The sequence below is a fragment of the Neobacillus piezotolerans genome (genome assembly GCF_003362805.1).
GTDB classification, from domain to species: Bacteria; Bacillota; Bacilli; order Bacillales; family Cytobacillaceae; genus Bacillus_D; species Bacillus_D piezotolerans.
In genome coordinates this window covers 423,447-446,133 of sequence record NZ_QNQT01000002.1, presented here as the reverse complement: position 1 = coordinate 446,133, position 22,687 = coordinate 423,447, and the positions used below count along the sequence as shown (strand labels likewise).

Sequence of the window (22,687 nt, the reverse complement as noted above, 5' to 3'; positions counted from 1 at the left end):
CTGACTAGTCTAGTTGGACACTATTCTCGCATTTTTGACAAAAAAACAATGTGTTTAACAACACAAACCCATTATATCATTCAAAGCACGTAAAAAAAGGGGTTCTTTATTACAGTTTCTTTTCAAAAAAGTCGAATAATGCCAAATTTATCCTATACTGGCGAATATATCATTATTTTTGTTCTTTGAAAATAGTAAAAAACCTTTGGATATTAATGGTTGGCGTACCAGCAAGGTGGAATAGGCAGGGAAATTGTTTTCCTTAAATATCATTGCAATTTCGCAACTTTATTTCAAATTTATTTCAAAAAATATTTTGCCCATTGAATTTGATTATTTATCGGAACTTTCGGTTATTTCAAAAAAAGACAGCGCCTGCCTTAAACGTTATTTTCCTATACAAAAAAACGTCCTGCCGCTGGACAGGACGCTCTTCTAAATTATTTTTTCTCGGAAAGCCACTCGGCAACCTTTGATGCTTCTTCGCCTTTATAAAGGCCTGCCGGCATGCCGCCGCCTTTTCCGTCTACAATGATCTTCTCGATTTCATCTTTGGAGTATTTGCTGCCAACTTTTGTCAAGTCTGGGCCTGCTCCGCCTTTCAGGTCACCGCCATGGCATCCTGAACATTTTTGGTTATACATCTTTTCCGGATCGCCAGCAGAAGCAGAATCTTTATCGCCGCCACCGCCTCCGCATGCGGCGAGTACCATTGATGCGCCCATGAGCAAAGCAAGTAATTTTTTCTTCATTCATATAACCCCTTTAGCAAAGTTATTAAACCCTACATAATTATACCAATACTATTCCCGTTTGAAACCCTCCCCAAGGACTTCTGCCGCATCCATAACGATGACAAACGCAGTCGGGTCAATGGTTTTGACCAATTGTTTCAACTTTGTGAACTCTGTCTGGTCGACCACGCACATAAGGACAGGCTTCTCGGAATCCGTAAAACCGCCGTATGCTGATAATCTTGTGACACCACGGTCAATTTTATTCAGGATTCCTTCACGGACCTCGTTTTGTTTATTGGTAATGATCATGGCCATTTTGGAGCGTCCGAAACCGACCTGGACTAGATCGATTGTCTTGCTGGTCACATAAAGGCCAATTAACGCATACAGCCCCCGTTCAATGTCAAATACAATCGCGGCCGAAAGAACAATCAGGCCGTCAATCAAAGCCACGCAGCGGCCAAGCGTCATCCCCGAGTATTTATTAATGATTTGTGCCGCCAGGTCGGTTCCGCCGGTTGATGCTTTCCCGCGAAAAACAATCCCTAGGCCAAGCCCAACTCCCACACCGCCAAACAGCGCGCCTAGCAGCGGGTCATTCGTCCACGGCTCAAGATGCGCGGAGGCAAGGACGACTAGCGGAAGAAAAACCGTTCCGACAAGCGTTTTAACCCCAAAATTCCTGCCCAGCAAAATGACGCCCGCTATGAATAAGGGGATATTCAAGGACCATTGCACAAAAGCCGGCTCCCAGCCTACGACCGCATCCAGTATCGTTGAAATCCCGCTTACTCCGCCGGAGGCAATCCTGTTCGGCAACAGGAAAAGATTGAACGAAAGCGCCACGACGGCGGACCCAATCAGGATATAAATATATTCAAGCACTTTTTCAGCGCGTGACTCAACAAACAAAGCCTTTCTGCGTTTTCTCAAGGGGTGCACTCCTTCATAATAATCCATTTATTTTTCTACTCCCATCGGGGAGGATAAATTCAGCTTTCACTTATGCAAACTATACCCGTACCAATGCAAGAGTATAGCATTCAGCCGGCATGCCGCGCAAATACATGCAAAAAAATTTACAAGAATATAGATTTATTTTTCATAAAAACTGTGGATATGTTTGGGCTTTTATCAATTTTGGCCTGTTGATAACCCGCATAACCTGCAAAAGGTTTCCCGCTTTTGTGAATAACTTTAACATGCTTCCAAAATCCCTTGTGGATAAAGCGGTTATCCACTGGTTTTTGTTGATAATTCATTAGAGTTTCCACAATTCCTCCAGGCTTTTTCGCTAAAAATTCCGTGGTATACTGGCAAAAAGGAGGTGAAACTATGGAGGCACTATTAAGAGAACTTATGGGGAAAATCGATATTCAATTTGATCAGATGGGTAAACGCCTGGATGGTATCGATCTGCGCCTTGATGGCATGGACAAACGCTTCGACGAAATCGACCTGCGCCTTGACGGCATGGACAAACGGTTCGATGGGATTGACGGAAGGTTGGATGGAGTCCGTGGCCGTATCGAAACATTCACTGAAACAATCAACAACCAAGCAACAGAATTTAGGAGCCATTTCAAGCAAATCCACACCAGGCTGGACGAGCATGGAAAGATCTTCTCGGTCGTTGCCGACGAACTTGTCAGGGATTAAGTTTGATATTGCCCATCTCAGCGCCAAATCAGGCATCCACGAAACCGAAATCTCCACAATAAAAAAACGCATGCAGCTTTAACCTCTCCGACTACTCCACGTCGGCAAATGAAATCCAAAAACAAAACAAGCCTTTGCCGGCGATATGGCCAGCAAAGGCTTTAATTTTCACAAATACAAAACTTACGACAGCTTCGACCTCAAATAAGAATCGATAAATGGATCAAGTTCCCCATCCATCACAGCCTGCACATTCCCGGATTCAGTACCCGTCCGATGGTCCTTCACCATTGAATACGGATGGAACACGTACGAACGGATCTGGCTTCCCCAGCCGATTTCCTTCTGCTCACCACGGATCTCCGCAAGCTGCTTTTCCTTTTCCTCAATCTGCCGCTGATACAGCTTCGCTTTCAGCATATTCATCGCCCGCTCGCGGTTCTTGATCTGCGACCGCTCGGTTTGGCATGTCACGACGACCCCGGTCGGGATGTGCGTAATCCGCACCGCAGAGTCGGTCGTATTGATGTGCTGCCCGCCCGCTCCGCTTGACCGGTACGTATCGACTTTCAAATCCTCGGTCCGAATGTCGATTTCAACCTCATCGTTGAATTCCGGCATAACCTCGCATGAAACAAAGGACGTATGGCGGCGCCCCGACGAATCGAATGGCGAAATCCGCACGAGGCGATGGACGCCCTTCTCCGCCTTCAAATACCCATACGCATTGTGCCCTTTAATCCCCAGCGTGACACTCTTGATTCCGGCTTCATCGCCAGGAAGGTAATCAAGCGTCTCTACCTTATAGCCGCGTTTTTCCGCCCAGCGGGTGTACATCCTGAGGAGCATCGAACCCCAATCCTGGGATTCCGTACCGCCAGCACCCGGATGCAGCTCCAAAATCGCATTGTTTTTATCATAAGGCTCGCTCAACAGCATCTCAAGCTCATACTCGTCAAGCCTGGATGTCAGCGCCACAAGCTCCTCTTCCAGCTCCGCCTGCAAGTCCTCATCCGGCTCCTCCTTCAGAAGCTCGAACGTCACTTCCAGGTCCTCGTACTTCTCATTCATCTCAAGGAACGCATGCACCTGGTCCTTCAGCGCATTCGCCTCATTAATTACGGTCTGCGCGGCATTCTGGTCATTCCAGAAATCCGGATGCACCATCTCATTATCAAGCTGCGCTATCCGCGCCTCCTTTTCCTCCAGGTCAAAGAGACCCCCTGAAGCCCGCTAATCGCTTAGCTGTTTTCTCCAATTCATTCCTGATATCCGCAAATTCCATATCAATCACCTCAAAAATCTTTCCATTAGAATAGTCACTAACTAGTATATACCCTCAAGCCCCGAATGCCAAAGCTCCTGTTAAAATTAAAAGCCGCCGAAGCACAGCTACGCAGGCAAAAAACAGGATAACTTCCGATAAAAAGTTCCCGGAAGCATAGGGTTGGGTCCGTAACATAAGGCACCTTTGGACACAAATCTCCTGGAAATGCAGTTCTGTGTCCAAACATCGGGCATCTTTGGACACGTACATCCCGGAAATGCAGTTCCGTGTCCAAACATCAGGCATCTTTGGACACGTATATCCCGGGAATGAAGTTCCGTGTCCAAACATCAGGCAGCTTTGGACACTTATCCCCTGGAAACGCAGGTCCGTGTCCAAACATCAGGCATCTTTGGACACGTATATCCCGGGAATGAAGTTCCGTGTCCAAACATCAGGCAGCGCCAAAAAACTGGTTTACTGCTGGCATCAATAGCTGGGATTCCAAAATCCACTTTGCCAGCCCTTAAATAAATGTAAACCTAATAAACAAGAGAGCCGGCAACAGCCGGCTCCCATCAATTACACTATTACATTGCACCGTGGCAGTTTTTGAACTTTTTGCCGCTGCCGCAGTGGCATGGGTCATTGCGTCCAATGTTCGTCTTTTTAAGAACAGGTTTCTTCTTGATTTTTTCCCCGTCTTCCTTAGGATTGACCGCGTGGCCCTTGGCAACTTCCTGGCGCTGCAGGTTGCTGCGGATTTCAGCCTTCATGATGTAGCGGGCAACCTCTTCCTCAATGGAGAGAATCATGTTCTCGAACATCGCGAATCCTTCATGCTGGTACTCGCGGAGCGGATCGGTCTGTGCATACGCGCGAAGGTGGATACCCTGGCGAAGCTGATCCATCGCATCGATGTGGTCCATCCACTTCGAGTCGACGGCGCGGAGGACGATAACTTTTTCGAACTCGCGCATTTGCTCCGGTGAAAGGATTTCTTCCTTCTCGTCGTAGCGCTCCTTGACTTTGGCAAAAATAATATCGGCCATTTCGTCCGGATCCTTGTCCTTCAAATCGGCAACCGTAATGTCGCCTTCATGGAGAAGGTTCGCCGCTGTAAAGTCGGCGATGCCCTGGACGTTCCATTCCTCTTCGTCCCCGCTGCCAGGGGCATGGGCGGCGATTGCCCGGTCGATGCTCCCTTTAATCATATTCTCGACGATTTCGCGCAGGTCTTCCGCCTCAAGCACTTCGTTTCGCTGTCCATAAATGATTTCACGCTGCTGGCGCAAAACATCATCATACTGGAGGAGCTGCTTACGGGCATCGAAGTTATTGCCTTCGACGCGCTTCTGGGCGGATTCAACAGCACGCGACACCATTTTGCTCTGGATCGGCTGGGAATCATCCATTCCAAGGCGGGCCATCATGTTCTTCATATTATCGGAACCGAAGCGGCGCATCAGTTCATCTTCCATGGAAAGGTAGAACTGGGTTACCCCCGGGTCTCCCTGACGTCCGGAACGTCCACGCAGCTGGTTGTCAATCCGGCGGGATTCATGGCGTTCCGTACCGATGACGGCAAGCCCGCCAAGATCGACGACGCCTTCGCCAAGTTTGATATCGGTACCGCGCCCGGCCATGTTCGTCGCGATGGTCACGGCGCCTGCTTGGCCCGCATCCTCAATAATTTCCGCTTCACGGCCATGGTTTTTCGCATTCAGTACGTTATGCGGTATGCCTTTTTTCTGAAGGTATTTTGAAATCAACTCGGACGTTTCGATTGCAACCGTACCGACGAGGACTGGCTGGCCTTTTTGATGGCGCTCGGCGATGTCCTCGACGACAGCGCGGAACTTACCGTCCATTGTCGCATAAATCAAATCCGGGCGGTCGTCACGAATAATCGGACGGTTCGTTGGGATGACAACAACGTTCATATTATATATGTTCCGGAATTCTTCTTCCTCGGTTTTCGCTGTACCCGTCATACCGGCAAGCTTCTCGTACATCCGGAAATAGTTCTGGAAGGTGATTGTCGCAAGCGTCATGCTTTCGTTCTGGACTTCTAGCCCTTCCTTCGCCTCGATTGCCTGGTGCAATCCTTCCGAATAGCGGCGGCCTTTCATGAGGCGTCCGGTGAACTGGTCAACGATGACAATTTCGCCGTCCTGGACGACGTAATCAATATCCAGGTGCATCGACACATTCGCCTTCAGCGCCTGGTTGATGTGGTGGTTCAAGGTTACATGGTTGATATCAAACAGGTTTTCGATGCCAAAAGCGCGCTCGGCTTTTGAAATCCCCTGTTCTGTCAGCATGACGCCCTTCGTCTTCTCATCGTACGTATAATCCTGATCCCTTGTCAGTGTCCGGACAAACGCATTCGCCTGCATGTAGAGCGAAGTCGATTTCTGGGCGGTGCCGGAAATGATCAGCGGCGTCCTCGCTTCGTCGATCAGGATGGAGTCAACCTCGTCAATGACCGCGTAATAAAGCGGGCGCTGAACTTTTTGTTCCTTATATAACACCATGTTGTCGCGGAGATAATCGAAGCCGAATTCATTGTTCGTACCATAAGTGATATCCGCGGCGTATGCTTCCTGTTTTTCTTCCTTCGTCATGCTATTCAGGTTGAGGCCGACGGAAAGCCCAAGGAAGTTGTACAGCTGGCCCATTTCCGTGGCGTCACGGCTGGCCAGGTATTCGTTGACAGTAACGACATGGACGCCTTTGCCGGACAGCGCGTTTAAATAAACCGGCATTGTCGCGGTCAGCGTTTTACCTTCCCCGGTTTTCATTTCGGAAATATTCCCTTCATGAAGGGAAATACCGCCCATCAGCTGGACTGGATATGGATACAGGCCCAAAACACGGCGCGCGCCTTCACGGACAACCGCGAACGCTTCGGTCAGCAGGTCGTCTAGCGATTCGCCATTTTGGTAGCGCTGCTTGAATTCATCAGTTTTTTCGCGAAGCTCGTCGTCTGTAAGCTTTTCGGTCTCATCTGCCAGCGCCTCAATTTGGCTGGCCATCCGAGTCAGCTTTTTGACCTCGCGTTTATTCATATCAAACAATTTATTTAAAATTCCCATCGTGACTCTCCTTCTTCATTCAGCATTCGAATCCCATAAGGAGAAAGGATTCTCTTTCGATTGCAAAATTCCTCTAAAAATAATTCGCCAATTTCTGTTACCATCTTACCACTTCCGCTATGCAGTGACAACAAATGCCCTTTCGGATAAAGGCTTGGGATATGGGAATCATACAAATTTTTAATAATGTTTCCACAAAGTTTTTACGCTAGGCAAATGGACTGAACGATAGCAGGAAAAGGGTTCGTTTTCTTATTTTGAATCCCGAATTTTGAAAGCTTGGACTTCCAAACTGTTTGGCAAAGGGTTTGTCCGCTTCTGCCTCCGAAACGTTTACTTCGTCCTTAAAAATTCTCCCTTTAAAACTCCATTCCCTCACCTTGTTTGTGGGCCAATTTTCCCAAAAGAATAAAATCTTCACAACTTCTTCACATCTTCCCCATAATAAAAACACAAGTCGCGTCATTGATAAGTATTGGCCATTGATAATGATCAAGGATTTTTCTTTATGCATAAAAACGGGCAGGAAACGTGAAAAAATATGATTTTTATTAAAAATTATGTATAAATATAAATTTTTTCCAAGCTTTTCACTACCTCTACATTATTAACCCGACGCTTGCCACACCAACTTTTTGTGAAGAATTTCTATTTTAAAAAAGGGGAGGCAAATTTCGTAAGTTTATTCACAAATTGTACATTGGAAAATCACTTCGCGCTGTTAGATACTACCTTTAGAGAGGTTAATATGGAAATAAAAGTAGATAGAAAATCAAACAGATAAACAGAAAGGGTGAAACAGCGTGGCCTTTTGGAGAAAATCCAAACAGACAGAGACTAGCCCTGAGACAGAGACAAGGGAAGGGAAAAAGAAAGTCGGCCTTATACGCAGATTATGGCGCAAATTTAGAAATATAGATTGGAAGAACCCGGTTAACCGCTGGAAGCTCGGCTTCGTTCTCCTGTTCGGGCTGATCGCGATGAGCGGGACGGCTTACGGGGCCATTGCTTTTACATCTTCTCCGTCATTTTGTAAAAGCTGCCACGAGATGGCGCCGGAGTACCAGACATTCAAAGCAAGCGCCCACAGCGAAATCAAATGTACCCAGTGCCACATCGAGCCGGGCGCGAAAAACATGGTTCTCCATAAAATTGAATCGATGAAGGAAGTTTACTACCACATCGTCGGTCCGCCAGACCCAATCGTCCAGACCGTTCCGGTCATGAAAGTAAACTGCGGACAGTGCCACTCGGATAACCGCCTCGTCACCGCGACAGGCGACTTGAAGGTTAACCACAAAAAGCACATTAAAGAAGACATTCCTTGTATTACCTGCCACGCGGGTGTTGCGCACGCGAAGGTAGTCGACCGCGGAATCAACGGATCTGAAACATACGACCACTGGACAGAACAAAACATTAAAAAATTGATGAAAAAAGAATACACGAACCCGAATATGGGAACGTGCATCGATTGCCATGACAAGGTGAACAAAGGCCAGAAGCCTTGGAAAGACATCGCCTACAGCCTACCGGTGAGCACTCACGGAGCTGAAAAAGGCAAAGGCGATGGAGCCGAGACCGCAACCGCCGAGCCCCACGAAGCGGATGTAACCGGAGTACAGGGCAGCCACGAAACTACCAAGAAGACCCAGGAGATCATCCTCCAGGCAATCGGCAAACAAAAGGATGGCGCAAAAATTTCAATGGATTGCTTCACCTGCCATAAAGAAGTCGCCATACCGAAGAGCCACGAAAAAGTGAAATGGAACGAAAGCCACGGCGGCACTGCATTTAAAGAACTCAACGAATGCATCAATTGCCACCAGGATTCCAAATGGATTCGCGACATCGCCAAACAGGACATCCTGGAGTTAATCAAGGATGACGGCGTTAAAGAAAAATACGTACCAGATATCACCGTCGTGAAAGATAAATCCCGTGACAGCGCCTTCTGCTCCGCCTGCCATGGAAACCGACCGCCAGGCCACCTTGACAGCGATAAATGGCTGACAGCCCACGCCTCGAAAGCGGAAACTAAGGATGCAAAAGCCCGCTGCTATGTGTGCCACGACAAGGAAAAGCCGGCGGAAGGAACAAAATCAACCGCGCCAACAGACGTTTACTGCAAATACTGCCATAGAACCGGCTTCAAGAGCGAAAAAGGCGTATAACCTTTTTAGGACAGCGGCCCTGGATCAAAGCTTACAGGGCCGCTCACATAAACCGTAAAACTGAAACTGGAGGGACAGTCTTATGGAAGAAGAAAAAATCGACCAGGAACTCCCGGCCCCTCCCCGTTTTCGCAATATGTTTTTCAAAATCGCAACATTAACCCTGCTGTTTCTCGTCCTCTTTTTCACAATTGGATTTGTAGGGCTCGAAACATCATCAAGCTCCGAATTCTGCTCATCCTGCCATGAAATGAAGCCGGAGTACTACACCTGGAAGGCTTCTTCCCACGGTGAAGTGGATTGCGTAAACTGCCATATCGAACCTGGGGTCGAGAATTTAGCAAAAGCAAAAGGCAACGGACTCGTCCAGCTTTTCAAGAAACAGACAAACACTTATCTCGCACCGATTAAAATGCCAAGTCTGATTCCAGATACATCATGTGAAAGATGTCACAATGTATTCAACCGAGAGGTATCCCCTTCCGGTGACATCATCATTCCGCATGATAAGCATAAAAAAGAAGGCATAGAATGCGTCCAGTGCCACAGCGGCGTGGCGCACGGAAAAATAGCCGAGCGAAAAGTAACCTATAAGAGTGATTATGAAAAATGGGATGACCGGCTCGGCGTTATATTCATGAGTGACAGGAAATACAGCAGCCCGAAGATGGATACATGCATGGAGTGCCATGAAGCCCGGAAAGTGACCCTAGAATGCAAAGCATGCCATGAGACTTCCATGGTCCCCGACACTCATAAAACAACAACTTTCAAATCCGGCGGACACGGCAAAATCGAGCCTGCCGATTTAAAGACATGCGAGCAGTGCCACTCCTACATGTCCAAGGAAGACTATGACTTTTTTAAAGAAGAGCCAAAATATGCCCAATTTATAAAGAATGGACATACAAATTCAGATACAGATACGGCCAAGGTTTCAGTAAAGCAATACGCAAAAACGAATACCTTCTGCAAGGATTGCCATGGCCAAAGGCCAAAAAGCCATAAAATTGATGCTTTTATGACCAAACACGGAACTTTATCAAAAGATAACCAAAAATGTTTTACATGCCACGATAACCGGATCACAAGTTCCTCACCGGTCACAAAGGTACAATGCGCTTCCTGCCACCCAAGCCAGCATGGGGATACCTGGAGACGCAGGCACCCTTTCGATGTTCCAGTAAATCAGAAATTCGATAAAACGTGTTTAAAATGCCATGTTGAAACGACATGTTCAAAATGCCACCGGACAAATAACAAAAAGAAGTAGAATTCCGAGAGGGGATTTTATGATGGAAACAGAAAAAGCACCTCAGGAAGTTGAGGTAATAAAGACCAAGAAACTTCCCAAGAAATTCAAGAAAAGAACAGCATTCATGCTCCTATTCCTCACATTGGCCATTTCCGTAGGAACAGGCTATGCTCTCGGCCACTTTTATTTCTGGAATGACATTGATATGAAGAGAGTAAATGAGCAGCTGGCTTATTACAAAGAAGAAGTAAGAAAAGATCCATCAAACCTGCAAAACCGCATCGTCCTTGGCTATACCTATTATTTAAAAGGTGATCATGATGAAGCGATTAGACAGTTCGATTATGTATTGGAGCAGGACAAAAATTATTATGACGCCCATTACAATCTAGGATTGGTATTCATCGATGAAGAACGATACAGCGAAGCGCTGATTGAACTTGAGAAGGCGGTAAAAATAGCGCCAAGGGACTTTAAAGGACACGTTCAAATGGGTATCGCCTACCGCGGATTAAAGGAATACGACAAGGCGACGAAATCACTTGAACAGGCCAACAAGCTGGCTCCGACCAATTCGGATATCATCTATCAGATCGGCATGGTCGCGGAGGCGCAAGGCGATTTTGAAAACGCCATAGCCATCTACAAGGACGCACTTTCCTTTGACCCATTGTACAAGGATGCCTTGAATGCACTAGATAGACTTAAAGATAAAGACACAAAGGCTAAGGGTGAGTAACCATGAAAAGACGGAATGTATATATCGGAATGGCGCTCATTGCTATTGCCACGGCAGCAGTATTTACTTTCCTTTTTCTTTACCAGACAAAAGATGTCAAAACAGGATTGTTAGCGGTCATTAAGCCTGACGACGCACCGGACTACAGCATTTCGCTTACCGGTGACTTTAACAAGCCCTTGAGTAAACCGATGGACGTAACAGCAAACAGTTCGTTCACCTATGTTTCCGATACGAACAATAAACGCGTCCTCGCATTCGACACAGGCGGCAACCTCCTCTTCGCTTTCGGGGAGGAAGGAACCGGAAAGGGACAATTTAAATTCCCGTATGGAATTTCAACGGATGACCAAGGCAAAGTGTTTGTAGCAGATTTGTATAACGGCAACATCTCGGTTTTTGATGAAAAGGGCAAGTTTATTGACTACTTCGCACAAAAAGTTATGGCGGATAAAGGCATTTCAGCCCCTGCCGCATTAAGGATCATCGGTAAGAAAGTTTATATGACCGATATTAAAACAAGTAAAGCCTATGTTTTTGACTTGAACGGCAAACTGCTCCTTGAAGTCGGCAAGCCGGGTACCGGAGACGGTGAACTAAACGCACCGAATGGCATCACCGCCGATGAAGAAGGCAATGTTTATGTCGTCGATACCGGCAACCAGCGTGTACAGATATTCGATTCAAAAGGCAAGTTCCTAAAAATCATTAACGGGTCAGAAAACGGAAAAGGCCAATCAGTTTTTGTCAACCCACGAGGAATCGGAATCGACAGCCGCGGCATCATGTATGTCGTCAGCAACCTGACCCACCTTGTTTACGGTTTTGACAAGGAAGGCAAAAAAGTCTTCCAATTTGGCGGAATGGGTGAAGATAACGGCCAGTTCTCACTCCCTAATGGCTTGTTCATCGATAAAAACGACAACGTTTTAATCACCGATACACTAAATATCCGGGTTCAAGCTTTCAATTAAATAGACTTCCACAGAACCACTATCCTTCACATTTTAAGGAGGTGATATGGAAAAAAGAAAGAATGCAGTTTTTCAAACTATATAAAAAAGAGATTAACAGGGAGGTTTTTAAGGATGAAGAAGTTTAGTTTAAGCTTCTTGTTCGCGATTATGCTTCTTGGGGTTTTTGCAGCCGCTGCATCAGCAGAAGGCCCAATGACACCAGGAACAAAAGGGACATCCATTGAAAATGCGAACAAGACCGGTGAAGGCGTTGACGTAAACGACGGTTCAACTGCTGGTACTGTCATAAAGGCACTAACTGGCCAAAAAATGCACACTGCTTATCAAAACAACACAAACTCTTGCGCCAGCTGCCATCAGACACACACAGCGAAAGGTGACCAATTGCTCTTCTCAGACACTGTTTACAACACTTGTACTGCCTGCCATGATGGCACATTAGGATTTGCCAACGTTTTTGCAAGCGGCGAAACTGCCAAAATGACTGGTGCCGGTACATTCGGGGGATCTCATGGAGCTTCCCAGCACATGGCAAACGACACTATAAAAATCAGTGCTGCTCCTGGCGGTAACAAACTAGAAGGTTCAAAGATTAAAGGCACTGCATGGGGCGAAAACTTCAACTGTGCAAGCTGCCACGCGCCGCACGGATCTTACTCTGACCGCTTGCTTCAGTACAATCCAAACGGAATTGCGTCCATGCCTGCTTCCCAGGGCGGTAACCAATTGGAAAACGTTCCTGTTTACGATCAAGCAACAGGGAAAACTGTTGATGAAGCTCTAGCAGGAAAAACCGAACCTGTTGTATTGCTCCGCTCTACAGATGCAGATGGCAAAGTAATAGTTGCTCAATACAACAAAGGAACTTCCGGCTATACAAAATCCGAAGCTCCATGGCTGTATGGATATGACAACCGTTCAGACGGCAAGACTTACTGGTCCCGTTTAATGGAAAATGATACTACTGTAGCTGCTTATGGTTCTACTAAAGGTGTTTATTTCGATTATGAACATGCACAAGCATATTCTACAGATGCTGCTGGTGCCACTGCACTAGGTAAAGCAACGAAAGGTTTCTTAGCCCGTCCGATAGTTGTTAAAATGGAAAAAGACGAAGCAACACATACGGTTAATCAAGCTGCGTATTTCGGCGGTTCTACTGTAACTAAAATGGGTATTTCTGAACAAAAATTGAAAGACCTTGGCTATACAGTAGCGACCGATGGAAAAGTTACAGGAATCGGTGTTGCAATGTCCAAGTTCTGTTCAGCTTGCCACACTGACTACTTTGGAAAGTCGGTAGATGTTTCTAAAGGTGAAACGCCAAGTTCCCACTTCGGAAATGAATATTCTGCTTACCGCCACAGCACCAACAGCGACAGCTACACTTGCGTACGCTGCCACTATGGCCACGGTACTGATGCTTACATCATGAAAGATTCTCTTGGTCGTACAATTAATGACTTAGTAGGAACTCCTGGATTTGATACAGGAACTCCTGACGAACAAAAAGCGGCAGCTTTATCTTACATGCAAGACAACAATGCTTCTTCCGCTCTTAAGAAGTTCACTAACATGTCAGTTTGCTGGGCTTGCCACAACAGCTCCCATGCTGAAACAATCAAAAACACTGAGCGCCGTGACGACCATCCAAATGGTATGCCAACAGGCTATTAATAAGCTAATCTAACCACTAGCCCCACTAGTGGTTAGCCTCTAGCAAAAGGTTTGAATAATGAGGTGCTATGCTTATGCATAGCATCTTATTTTTCTGGTGTAATAGCGTCCAAGCCTTATTGAGTACAACTCTAAAAGAGATATTATAAACCGCCATACTGAAAAGCTACATATTTACAATCCATATATGAATATTCGTTGAATTATAGCTGCATTCACTAGTGCCGCCTTCACAATGGGATTATAATGTTAGTATAGACACGATCGGATTTTGCATCATCAGGAGAAACGAGGCGGAGCTAATGGAAAGAAGACTCCTGTATAAAAGAACCTTTAACCTCTTAACAATTATTGTTTTATATATGTATTTACTTTCACCTACGCAATTTCCCGGCCAGCCAATTCAAAAAGCGGCAGCCTTAACAGGTGCGGATCCTGTCGTGACGATTTCTATTCCAGGACCCGGAACTGTTACGAACAAATCCACTATCACCATTTCGGGAACCGTCCAGAACTTTACATCCGTTGTTTCTGTAAGCATCTACAGAGGGGAAGAACTCATCGGATCAACTGAAGTGCCAGATACGGACAATGACTGGAGCGTGTCAGTCACATTAATTGAAGGGGCTAATCAATTATATGTGCAGGCATCGGACTCGGGAGGATTTAAGGCACCGGGAGTTCCATTTACTATTACAAGTGATACAGTTCTCCCCACGATTTCTTTTTTAAATAAAACAGAAGGATCGTTTTCCAATAGTCCCGCTATAGAAATGGCGACCGAACCAGGTTCAAAAGTGCAAATCTGTTTTGACTGTACAGAGAAAACAGGCGAAGAATTGGAAAGCAGTTGGATTGCCGTTCGGGAAACCCCGGACAGTCCTGGTAATTTCGTTTATGAGGATCTTCAATTGAAACAAGGAGAACATACTGTTTTTGCCAAGGCAACGGACCTGGCAGGGAACGTCGGGAATCCTGCCAACATTAGCTTTATTTTAGACACGCTAAGGCCAATTATTTTACCAAGCAGCCTCGAGCCTAAACCTGGGATGTCACAAGTTGCCATTGATATAGATACTACACTACTAAAATTCAGGATTTTGGATGCTAATAAAATAACCGAAAATGAACTGAAGAATAGCCTCACTTTGATTAAAGACGGGGCCGTAGAACCAGAGCCTATTCGTTACGTTGGATACACCGAAGCGACAAAAGAAGTAATATTCGAACTTACCCAGCCTTTAGAAAGAAGCACAAAATATCTTGTGGCAATTAATCCATCCGGCGTGCTGGATGCTGCCGGGAATCAGGCTTTTCCGAGGTTTTGGTCCTTCACAACGGAAAGCATTCCTTCTGTGGAGGAGAACAAAAAAGTTTACGAGATTGCTTATAACAATAAAACGATGCATCGTGAAAGCCCACATGGAATTTATTCAAGCAACTTCAATACTTGCGCGAATTGCCATAGCACCCACGCTGCCAGCAACCCAAAGCTTTTAGACCAAAAGAAAAACAGCGAAAACGGCAATGGAGAATTAACAGTTGACCAATATTGTATGGCTTGCCACGATGGTACGGTTGCTCCGCTTCCGGAAAATAATAAAAGTACCCATTCGCACAATGCTGGAATCAGTATGGACGGAACATTAACGGGAAGTTCCTGTTCCAGCTGCCATAATCCACATTCCGAGTGGTCGACTGCCAATCCAAACCTAACCCAGGGCCATTTTACTTATACACATGATGATACGCTCCCCAAACCAGGAAAACCTTCGGGTGAAATTAGCAGTAAAGCCCAGCTTTGCGAAACATGCCATGAAACCGAAACTGCTAATAAACTTGGAGACCCAAGGGTAGAATACAATATATTTGAATATAAGAATGCAAATACGGCCATTGGGATTTATGAAGATTATGGACTCTGTTTACGCTGCCATAACCCCGATTATCAAAAAATAAATGATAAAACCGCCAAAGCTGCAGACATTGCCCAGTATTATAGCAATTTAACAAAACAGGTTAAGAATGATTATGAAGAAATTAATGGGGATTCCTCCTTCATTAAAAGGGATATTTCTCCCGCTGAGCTTGTTTTTTCCGGACATACAATTAAAGCACTGGATGGAAGCCCGTTAGCTGGCCAGATACCTTGCGGGGACTGTCATGATACACACGGTTCTTCAAATATTAAGCAACTAAAAACAACAATTGGACACGAAAATAAGCAGCCATTTGCTGTTGAAACTGGCGAATGGACTCCGGCAGCAGAGAGAAGCTTCTGCCTCAAATGCCATAATGGTGCTACAGCCATTTATGGAGTTTCAGTAAAAACACCTGATCCAGAAAAGTCAGACGGCCATTTGGAATCAGAATCAAACAAAGATAACCCGTGTTCCAAATGCCACGGAATAGGTAATGATGCAAAAGAAAAAGCCATGAATGCCGCACACGCACCTAGGAAGGCAATGCCAATCTTAAGTAAGCTTGATGTCGGCAATCAGGCTCTAAGTCCGAAATTTTCCCCTTACAGCCTAAACTATACGGTAAAGGTGGAAAATACAGTTTCAAGCATTACTATCATTGGCGAAACCAATGATTCCAATAATACTGTCAGCGGGACTGGTACCAAGGCATTAAATGTCGGGTTAAACAATTTCACAGTAACAGTAAAATCAGCTGACGGAAAAGAAACTTCTTATACAATAACTGTCAAACGCGCTGCTCCCAAAACATAATTAAAAGCAACCCGACAAATTTCGGGTTGCTTTTATCCTTTTCCCGGGAAATATTTGCTGAAACTTGCCGCATTAGTCCTCTTTCCCATACATAACGACATCTTTTGAAAATGGATATCTTAAAAGTGAGGCGATTCTTTCACGCACAAAACAAACACACCAAAAAACCGAAAGGACCCCCTTTCGGTTTCTCCTATTCATCCTAGAAATATCGCCCCATACAGAAGGCTGCCGGCAATAACATACGCCGGATGGACATTCATTTTTTCCATCAGGAGTAGGCTGGCCGCAGCTAGGAACAAAGTTTGCAGCAGGCCAGGCCCCTGGTAGGATTCAATAAAAAAGTCATATGCCATGACGGCAAGCAAAGCGGCGATGACCGGCCTGACAATCATGGTCATGCGTTTTACCTTTGGTGATTCCTTATGTTTCATGAGCAGGCCGAGAAGCCCTATCATGAGCACGAGCGACGGAGCCACGCTGGCGAAAACGCCAATCGCCGCGCCTAGTGTGCCCCCCATTTCATAACCTATGTACCCGGCCATTTTTGTTGCAATCGGTCCCGGAAGCGCGTTCCCCATGGCAAGTACTTCGGAAAACTCGCTGGTGGTCATCCAGCCATAACGGTCGACAACCTCCGCTTCAATCAAGGGAATGGTCGACGGACCTCCGCCGTATCCAAGAATTCCAGGGAGAAAAAATGCCCAAAATATTTGCAGATAAATCATGGTGTGCCTCCCTCCTTCTTGTCCTTTTTCAGCAAAGCACCAAGAAGAAGAGCAAAAATGATAATCGCCGGATGGACACCAAGTGCTTCCAGAAGGACAAAGCTTCCTACCAGCAAGATAATCGTCCATACGGTTCCAAGGCTCGATCCAAGTGATTTTTTAATAAAATCCCAGGTCATCGTCAAGAGCATGACGGCAACGACCGGTACGACCGCGCTTGCCGCCCCCTGGACCCATGGCTGGTCCTTGAAAGCATTTAGCCCGGTAAGGAGCAGGATCATTAAAATGATGGTTGGGACGATGGTTGCCAGGACGGCATTCAGCATCCCTGTATAACCCGCAACCCGGTAACCGATATAGCCAGCGAGTTTTGTAGCGATTGGCCCTGGAAGCGCGTTGGCGAGGGCGAGGACATCTCCGAATTCCTCGCTGTCCATCCATTTGTAGCGGCCCACGACTTCTTTTTGGACGAGGGGAATGGATGAGGGTCCCCCGCCGTATCCGAGCATGCCAACCCGGAAAAAGGCCATGAATAAATCAGCTTGTTTCATTCAATGTTCATCTCATTTCTGTTGTGTGGACGGTTCCTGTGTTTTCATGTATTCAAGAACATCGAGGTCGATGTAGCCTTCCTCCTGTTCCCGCATTTCAAAGTTCTCAGTGTGCAAATAGTCTGTCAGTGCTTTAAGTGTTTCATTTTTTCCAGCTATGTTTGTTTTAAAATAACCAAGGCGCCCCAGATGCTGGACAAGTTCGGTTTCAACGTCGCCCGTTATCGGTACGATTCGCTCCTGCTTGGAAGGGGCGAAATAAAGCTGCTGGAGGCCGTAGATACGAATTAGTTCCTTGATTGGCTCTGGATGGTCGTCGACCCGGAGATCGATGTAACGGTCATTGAAAGCGCCGTATCCCCCGCGCTCCTTAACGACGTAAAGAGCCGCGGACTGTTGGCCCCTTGAATCCCCGCCTGCCGCCTGGCCAGCGTCAAGCGCCGCCAAAAGGCGTTCTGCAAGCGTTCCTTTCGTATCCATGAAAGTCGCGGCCATTTGTGAAACGGTTGTTTCATCGACAAGGATGTTCCCTTGTGCCGCAAAATGTGGTCCCGTGACACCTCCTGCCCATTTGTAGCATTCACTGCCTGTAAAGGTTGCAGCGTTGCCATGAGCATCGATCAGGCCAACCTGGCGCATTTCCTGCTCTTTGTCTTCTTCAAGAATAAGGTGCAGGGCTTCTTCCGCTGTTTTCCCGGCGGCCATTAATTCAAGCGCTTTTGGGCCATACGTTGTGTTTGCGTAGGACTGGGTTGCAACCGCCCCAACTCCGGCTTTTGCCCACGGGACGACAGCCCCCACTCCCAAGAATTTCGATTGTACCGCAATTCCCCATTCTTTTTCGACTGGATCGAATCCGACAATGGAAAAGGTCATGTAATCGCTCCCCCTTCGTATGTATTGTACATCTATTACCCTACATTTCGATACTCTAAATGAAAATCCTTCACATATTTACAAAGAGTTCACGGATCAAGGCCTAGTTGCGTTTCCATAAAAAAATCCGGCTCCCGAATCGGGAACCGGATCATTATTATTAATGAGCTTCAATTAACCCATAGCGGCCGTCATGGCGCTTATAGACGACGTTCGTCTGGTTTGTTTCCGCGTTTGTGAAAACGTAGAAGTTATGGCCAAGCATGTTCATCTGAAGGATGGCCTCTTCGCTGTCCATTGGCTTTAGTTCAAATCGCTTTGTACGGACTACCTCAAGGTCTTCATCCTCGAACTCGGTGGCATCGGAACCATTTACGGTCGCGAACAATGCGGCGAAATCGCCTTTTTCGCGGAATTTACGGTTTACTTTTGTTTTATGCTTACGGATTTGGCGTTCCAATTTATCGGTAATCAGGTCGACCGCGGCATACATATCTTCATGGCTCTCTTCGGCACGGAGGACGAGATGCGGCATCGGAATGGTCACTTCCACTTTGGAAGTTTTGTCTTGGTAAACTTTTAGATTTACGTTTACATTTGAATCAGGGGTCTCAGTAAAGTACCTATCCAGTTTGGAAATCTTTTTTTCCACATACTCGCGAATTGCTGGAGTTACTTCAATGTTTTCACCACGAATGTTGTAATTCATAATGAAACTCCTCCTTTTGTTAAGACTATGTAAATATAATTCTCTTTTACCCTATGAGAATCCTGCTAAAACAGAACAAAAAGTTTGTCGAATATTTGACAATAGCACTAAGGAAATAGTGACAACTTTTTTCCACATAAATTCCGAGGGTATTTCTGGCTAATATTTCGGGTTCTGCAGGTAATCTCAGTTTGTCGAAAATGCGTAAATTCCGAGTCAGCCGCGGGCGATTGTGAGTGACATGATTTGACAGGCTCCCTCCCCCTTCAGGAGTTTGGCCGCATGCCGAAGGGTTGAACCGGTTGTATAAATATCGTCTATTAGAAGGATATTTTTCCCGGTACATACGGGATTTTCAACAAGGCGGAAAACCTGCGGAAGGTGGATGCGTGCTTCCCTGGACTTCTTCGACTGCTTTTCACCATGGTCCCGGGCAATCAGCATCTCATACCGCAGCCCTGACTCCCTAACAATGGCTTCCGCCTGGTTGAAGCCGCGCTCGTACATCCTTTCGGGGCTCAATGGGATTGGAACGAGAATGTCTGGCTTCAATTTTCTAATTTCTTCAGCGGCCAATTCACTAAAAACCTTTGCCAGGATATAATCACCACGGTACTTGAAACGCGCAATCACCTCCTTTAAAAAATCATTGTAAACGTATAGCGACCGATTGCGGGTAAGAACTCCTGCCCACTCCACGTCCTGTTCCCAGCGGTGGCAATCACCGCAAAGTTCCCCTACACGGAACTTCTCGTCGTATCCTAAAAAAGGCCTCCCGCATATGCCGCATTGGCTTCCGTCCACCCTTTTGAGGCGCTTCCTGCATGGTTCGCAAGTGATGTATTCGCTTGCCTTTGCAAACAGGTTTGTCCATGATTCCTCTTCGTCGCTTTCATTTCCGCACAGCAGGCAGCGGATGGTTGTAAAAAGCATTTTATGGCCTCCTCTTTTCAATCCGTGAATCACGACTTTAGTCAAGTAGCCCTTTGGCTTTCCCCTCCCTGTTCATTGAAAGGATCTGCTTACGGGCATCGACCATCGCATTTGTTTTTCCAAAATGAAAAAACGTGACAGTTCCGGTTGGGTAGCTGGCACTCCTTCCGGCGCGGCCAGCAATTTGGACGAGGGCGCTTTCGGTAAAAATCCTGTCCTCGGAACCGATTACAGCAACATCAATGTTTGCCAGGGTTACGCCGCGTTCAAGGATGGTGGTGGTCAGGAGGATTGGCGTCTCGCCGTTCCTCATCCTTAGGACTTTTTCCTTCCTATCAGGGTCTTCGGCGTGGACCGATTCAATTCTATTATGAAATTTTTGTAAAATTGGCAAGGCGGCCTGCATCGATTCGATATGCGGGAAAAAGACCAGCGCCTGCTTCCCTGTTTTGATCCTGTCGTTAATCCATCTCATGCATTCTTTTGGGAGCTGTTTTTTCTGAAGCTGTTTCTTCCAGTTGCCGCACCAGGAAAATTCCGGGACGGGAAGGGGATGGCGATGGAACCTCGCCGGGATTGTCACGTAAGGCCGTTTTCCGGACCGGCATTCCGCCTGCCATTTCCTGCTTGGGGTAGCGGTAAGATAGATGATTGAGGAGCCCAGCTTTCTCGCCTTTTCGGCGGCAAATTGGAGCGATTCATCCATCGTGTACGGGAAAGCATCGACTTCATCAAGGATCATTGTGTCAAATGCCTGGCGGAATCGGAGCAGCTGGTGAGTCGTGGCAATCGTCAGCTGGGCGTAAGTGTGGCGGTCTTCGCTCCCACCGTACAGGGAAGCGATTTTTATAGAGGGAAATGCCTCCTTAAGGCGGGGGGCTAGTTCAAGGACGACATCGGTCCGCGGCGTAGCAATGCAGGTCCGTTTTCCGTCTGCTATAGCCGCTTCGATCGCCGGGAACAGCACCTCGGTTTTTCCCGCTCCGCATACAGCCCAGACTAGCAAACTAGCATGCTGCCGGACGGTTTCAACAGCGCGGGTTGCAGCAATCTGCTGGCCGTCGGATAGTGTCCCCTGCCATTCGAGGATTTTTCCGGGATTTTTGAAGGACGGCTCTGGACCGGTCCACCCTATAAGTGGAGTGCATTCACTAACCCGGCCCATCATGATGCACTTCCGGCAATAGACGCACACTTCCCCGCACCGTGAACATGCAAACGAGGCGAACAGCCCGGGATCCTTGTTCCCGCAGCGAGAGCAGCTTGGTTTTTTTCCATGGCGTTCAATTCCTTTACGGAAGGTTATAAACCCATTTTCATAATGGGCCTGGATTTCTTCTAGTGGCATTCCGAGGTCATCAAGGAGGAGTTGCTTTCCGGCGAGGATTTGCTGGAGATCCGGATTGAATGTGTAATTTGGATTGGGCGTCGGCTGCGGAATTGTTTCGATTTGGGAGATACGAAGTGTACCGGGCGGGAATTCAGGATGGCCGTGTTTTGAATAGGTTGGGTTGATGGGGGTGATTCGATTGAGTGTACTGTTAAATCTCATCCTGTTCTTCCTCCGCTATCGCTATTTCGTTAGGGGAAAAAGAAGGAGGGGCATAATAGATTCTGCCTTTCCCGTTACCGGTCAGACGCAGCTGGCAACTTGTTAACATACGATAAGCGGAGCGCCTGGATGGAATATCAAGAAAAAAGCGCAACTGCTTATTTGTGATGAATGGCCGATATATGAGAAAATAATCCTTTATTTTCTGTACATGGGCATCCTTTGAATGATAATCACATTTGCGGCAAATCCATTTTGTATTATGCAGAGCCATTTTCTCTGCGCATTTTGGACAATATATTCCTTTTAAAATATCCCTATCCGTTAAACCGTAAATTTTCATTATATTTGGCTGATCAGGGCTATGTAGTTTAAGAAGCAATTTACATACTTCTTCGATTTCAAAATTGTTTAAGGCCTCCCTGGAATAAAATTTATCCATCTCTAAGATTTTTTGGACAAGACTGTAGGCGTGGCAAACCTGCTTCATTGGTTGGGAATCTGATTTTAGAACCGTTTTAGAGCTCGCGATAGAAACAATAAAGTCGAATGGCAAATTGGGAACCAGCTCTTTCAAAATAGCTTTTAGCTGCAGGAGGATATTTTTTGCTTGAGTAATGGGATCCTCGAATGCTTCTTGTAAATCGCCATTTGTACGGATGAGTTGGTCAAATACATGGTCAAAAAATAATATTCCTTTAATGTTTTTCGATTCAATTACTAGGCAATATCTGGCTGTTAGAATAAGGCAATCAATCTGGAAATAGCGGCCGGCGAAGGGAATACGAAGGTCATTCAGAATATAATAGCCATCTTTCGGGAGGAGTCGTAAATAGTGGTCAATCTGGGTTTCTCCCCAGTAACCTGCTTTTCGACGATAATAATCGTTTTCAATAACTGAATAATCTGGGCATTGAGGGGAAATGTTGCGGAGGAGAGCTTCATCCTTGAGGATGCGAAGAGGGATTGTTCTTACTTTTACTACCAATAAATTTCACTCCTTTTTAGTTTAATGTTGAA

The 22,687-nt window shown here is 46.4% G+C and carries 19 protein-coding genes; 7 read left to right on the top strand and 12 right to left on the bottom strand.

The annotated features are described in order from the left end of the window. Positions 1–440: 440 nt before the first annotated feature. The 3 genes from cccB to DRW41_RS07130 all read right to left on the bottom strand — a co-directional run bounded on the left by cccB (position 441) and on the right by DRW41_RS07130 (position 1,999). Positions 441–752 (bottom strand): cytochrome c551, encoded by a 312-nt coding sequence (gene cccB / locus DRW41_RS07140; protein WP_115451282.1) that lies wholly within the window; start codon positions 750–752, stop codon positions 441–443. Positions 753–803: 51 nt separating this feature from the next. Next, complete coding sequence (locus DRW41_RS07135; RefSeq protein WP_245959370.1) at positions 804–1,670, bottom strand: YitT family protein; 867 nt, start codon at positions 1,668–1,670, stop codon at positions 804–806. 146 nt (positions 1,671–1,816) lie between these two features. After that, complete coding sequence (locus DRW41_RS07130; protein ID WP_142752190.1) at positions 1,817–1,999, bottom strand: hypothetical protein; 183 nt, start codon at positions 1,997–1,999, stop codon at positions 1,817–1,819. 73 nt (positions 2,000–2,072) lie between these two features. Here DRW41_RS07130 and DRW41_RS07125 point away from each other — a divergent pair, with 73 nt between their 5' ends. Beyond that, positions 2,073–2,396: a hypothetical protein gene (locus tag DRW41_RS07125; RefSeq protein WP_115451279.1), complete on the top strand. Its 324-nt coding sequence runs from the start codon at positions 2,073–2,075 to the stop codon at positions 2,394–2,396. Positions 2,397–2,579: 183 nt separating this feature from the next. Here DRW41_RS07125 and prfB read toward each other — a convergent pair. Both prfB and secA read right to left on the bottom strand, forming a co-directional pair. Then, a protein-coding gene (gene prfB / locus DRW41_RS07120) for a peptide chain release factor 2 (RefSeq protein WP_115451278.1) occupies positions 2,580–3,681 on the bottom strand; the annotation gives its coding sequence in 2 pieces (ribosomal slippage) (positions 2,580–3,608 and positions 3,610–3,681; 1,101 coding nt in all). Positions 3,682–4,253: 572 nt separating this feature from the next. After that, on the bottom strand, positions 4,254–6,761 hold the full coding sequence (gene secA, locus DRW41_RS07110; RefSeq protein ID WP_115451276.1) for a preprotein translocase subunit SecA: 2,508 nt from the start codon (positions 6,759–6,761) through the stop codon (positions 4,254–4,256). 803 nt (positions 6,762–7,564) lie between these two features. Here secA and DRW41_RS07100 point away from each other — a divergent pair. From DRW41_RS07100 to DRW41_RS07075, 6 genes are all read left to right on the top strand, one after another. Beyond that, positions 7,565–8,935 (top strand): cytochrome c3 family protein, encoded by a 1,371-nt coding sequence (locus tag DRW41_RS07100; RefSeq protein WP_115451274.1) that lies wholly within the window; start codon positions 7,565–7,567, stop codon positions 8,933–8,935. 82 nt (positions 8,936–9,017) lie between these two features. Continuing rightward, positions 9,018–10,208, top strand: coding sequence for a NapC/NirT family cytochrome c (locus DRW41_RS07095; protein ID WP_115451273.1), 1,191 nt, complete (start codon positions 9,018–9,020; stop codon positions 10,206–10,208). 22 nt (positions 10,209–10,230) lie between these two features. Further along, positions 10,231–10,929, top strand: coding sequence for a tetratricopeptide repeat protein (locus DRW41_RS07090; RefSeq protein WP_181884450.1), 699 nt, complete (start codon positions 10,231–10,233; stop codon positions 10,927–10,929). A gap of 2 nt (positions 10,930–10,931) precedes the next feature. Next, a complete protein-coding gene (locus DRW41_RS07085) occupies positions 10,932–11,903 on the top strand; it encodes a 6-bladed beta-propeller (protein WP_115451271.1) in 972 nt (323 codons plus the stop codon). 114 nt (positions 11,904–12,017) lie between these two features. Then, entirely contained in the window at positions 12,018–13,583 is a 1,566-nt protein-coding gene (locus tag DRW41_RS07080) for a cytochrome c3 family protein (RefSeq protein WP_115451270.1), read from the top strand. Between the two features lie 302 nt (positions 13,584–13,885). Next, positions 13,886–16,318 (top strand): cadherin-like beta sandwich domain-containing protein, encoded by a 2,433-nt coding sequence (locus DRW41_RS07075; protein ID WP_115451269.1) that lies wholly within the window; start codon positions 13,886–13,888, stop codon positions 16,316–16,318. A 197-nt stretch (positions 16,319–16,515) separates the two neighbouring features. Here the strand turns inward: DRW41_RS07075 and DRW41_RS07070 are convergent, their stop codons facing one another. The 7 genes from DRW41_RS07070 to DRW41_RS07040 form a co-directional block, all read right to left on the bottom strand. After that, positions 16,516–17,046 (bottom strand): chromate transporter, encoded by a 531-nt coding sequence (locus DRW41_RS07070; RefSeq protein ID WP_115451268.1) that lies wholly within the window; start codon positions 17,044–17,046, stop codon positions 16,516–16,518. Beyond that, a complete protein-coding gene (locus DRW41_RS07065; RefSeq protein ID WP_115451267.1) occupies positions 17,043–17,597 on the bottom strand; it encodes a chromate transporter in 555 nt (184 codons plus the stop codon). Before DRW41_RS07065 ends, DRW41_RS07070 begins: the two co-directional genes overlap by 4 nt. Positions 17,598–17,609: 12 nt before the next feature. Next, positions 17,610–18,473, bottom strand: a complete 864-nt coding sequence (locus DRW41_RS07060; protein ID WP_115451266.1) for a DUF1028 domain-containing protein — start codon at positions 18,471–18,473, stop codon at positions 17,610–17,612. A gap of 160 nt (positions 18,474–18,633) precedes the next feature. Continuing rightward, a complete protein-coding gene (hpf, locus tag DRW41_RS07055) occupies positions 18,634–19,182 on the bottom strand; it encodes a ribosome hibernation-promoting factor, HPF/YfiA family (RefSeq protein ID WP_115451265.1) in 549 nt (182 codons plus the stop codon). 216 nt (positions 19,183–19,398) lie between these two features. Then, a complete protein-coding gene (locus tag DRW41_RS07050; RefSeq protein WP_115451264.1) occupies positions 19,399–20,115 on the bottom strand; it encodes a ComFC family protein in 717 nt (238 codons plus the stop codon). A 37-nt stretch (positions 20,116–20,152) separates the two neighbouring features. Next, positions 20,153–21,667 carry an ATP-dependent helicase ComFA gene (locus DRW41_RS07045; protein ID WP_115451263.1) on the bottom strand — a complete coding sequence of 505 codons (1,515 nt, stop codon included), beginning with the start codon at positions 21,665–21,667 and terminating at the stop codon, positions 20,153–20,155. Continuing rightward, on the bottom strand, positions 21,657–22,655 hold the full coding sequence (locus DRW41_RS07040; RefSeq protein ID WP_115451262.1) for a nuclease-related domain-containing protein: 999 nt from the start codon (positions 22,653–22,655) through the stop codon (positions 21,657–21,659). The genes DRW41_RS07045 and DRW41_RS07040 overlap by 11 nt, the downstream gene beginning before the upstream one ends. Positions 22,656–22,687 lie beyond the last annotated feature (32 nt).

What these genes read in the sequence shown, in the direction of transcription:
- cccB (WP_115451282.1), bottom strand. Translation starts at nt 752, where the DNA reads ATGAAGAAAAAATTACTTGCTTTGCTCATGGGCGCATCAATGGTACTC.
- DRW41_RS07130 (WP_142752190.1), bottom strand. Translation starts at nt 1,999, where the DNA reads ATGAATTATCAACAAAAACCAGTGGATAACCGCTTTATCCACAAGGGA.
- DRW41_RS07125 (WP_115451279.1), top strand. Translation starts at nt 2,073, where the DNA reads ATGGAGGCACTATTAAGAGAACTTATGGGGAAAATCGATATTCAATTT.
- secA (WP_115451276.1), bottom strand. Translation starts at nt 6,761, where the DNA reads ATGGGAATTTTAAATAAATTGTTTGATATGAATAAACGCGAGGTCAAA.
- DRW41_RS07095 (WP_115451273.1), top strand. Translation starts at nt 9,018, where the DNA reads ATGGAAGAAGAAAAAATCGACCAGGAACTCCCGGCCCCTCCCCGTTTT.
- DRW41_RS07090 (WP_181884450.1), top strand. Translation starts at nt 10,231, where the DNA reads ATGGAAACAGAAAAAGCACCTCAGGAAGTTGAGGTAATAAAGACCAAG.
- DRW41_RS07085 (WP_115451271.1), top strand. Translation starts at nt 10,932, where the DNA reads ATGAAAAGACGGAATGTATATATCGGAATGGCGCTCATTGCTATTGCC.
- DRW41_RS07080 (WP_115451270.1), top strand. Translation starts at nt 12,018, where the DNA reads ATGAAGAAGTTTAGTTTAAGCTTCTTGTTCGCGATTATGCTTCTTGGG.
- DRW41_RS07075 (WP_115451269.1), top strand. Translation starts at nt 13,886, where the DNA reads ATGGAAAGAAGACTCCTGTATAAAAGAACCTTTAACCTCTTAACAATT.
- DRW41_RS07070 (WP_115451268.1), bottom strand. Translation starts at nt 17,046, where the DNA reads ATGATTTATCTGCAAATATTTTGGGCATTTTTTCTCCCTGGAATTCTT.
- DRW41_RS07065 (WP_115451267.1), bottom strand. Translation starts at nt 17,597, where the DNA reads ATGAAACAAGCTGATTTATTCATGGCCTTTTTCCGGGTTGGCATGCTC.
- DRW41_RS07060 (WP_115451266.1), bottom strand. Translation starts at nt 18,473, where the DNA reads ATGACCTTTTCCATTGTCGGATTCGATCCAGTCGAAAAAGAATGGGGA.
- hpf (WP_115451265.1), bottom strand. Translation starts at nt 19,182, where the DNA reads ATGAATTACAACATTCGTGGTGAAAACATTGAAGTAACTCCAGCAATT.
- DRW41_RS07050 (WP_115451264.1), bottom strand. Translation starts at nt 20,115, where the DNA reads ATGCTTTTTACAACCATCCGCTGCCTGCTGTGCGGAAATGAAAGCGAC.
- DRW41_RS07045 (WP_115451263.1), bottom strand. Translation starts at nt 21,667, where the DNA reads ATGAGATTTAACAGTACACTCAATCGAATCACCCCCATCAACCCAACC.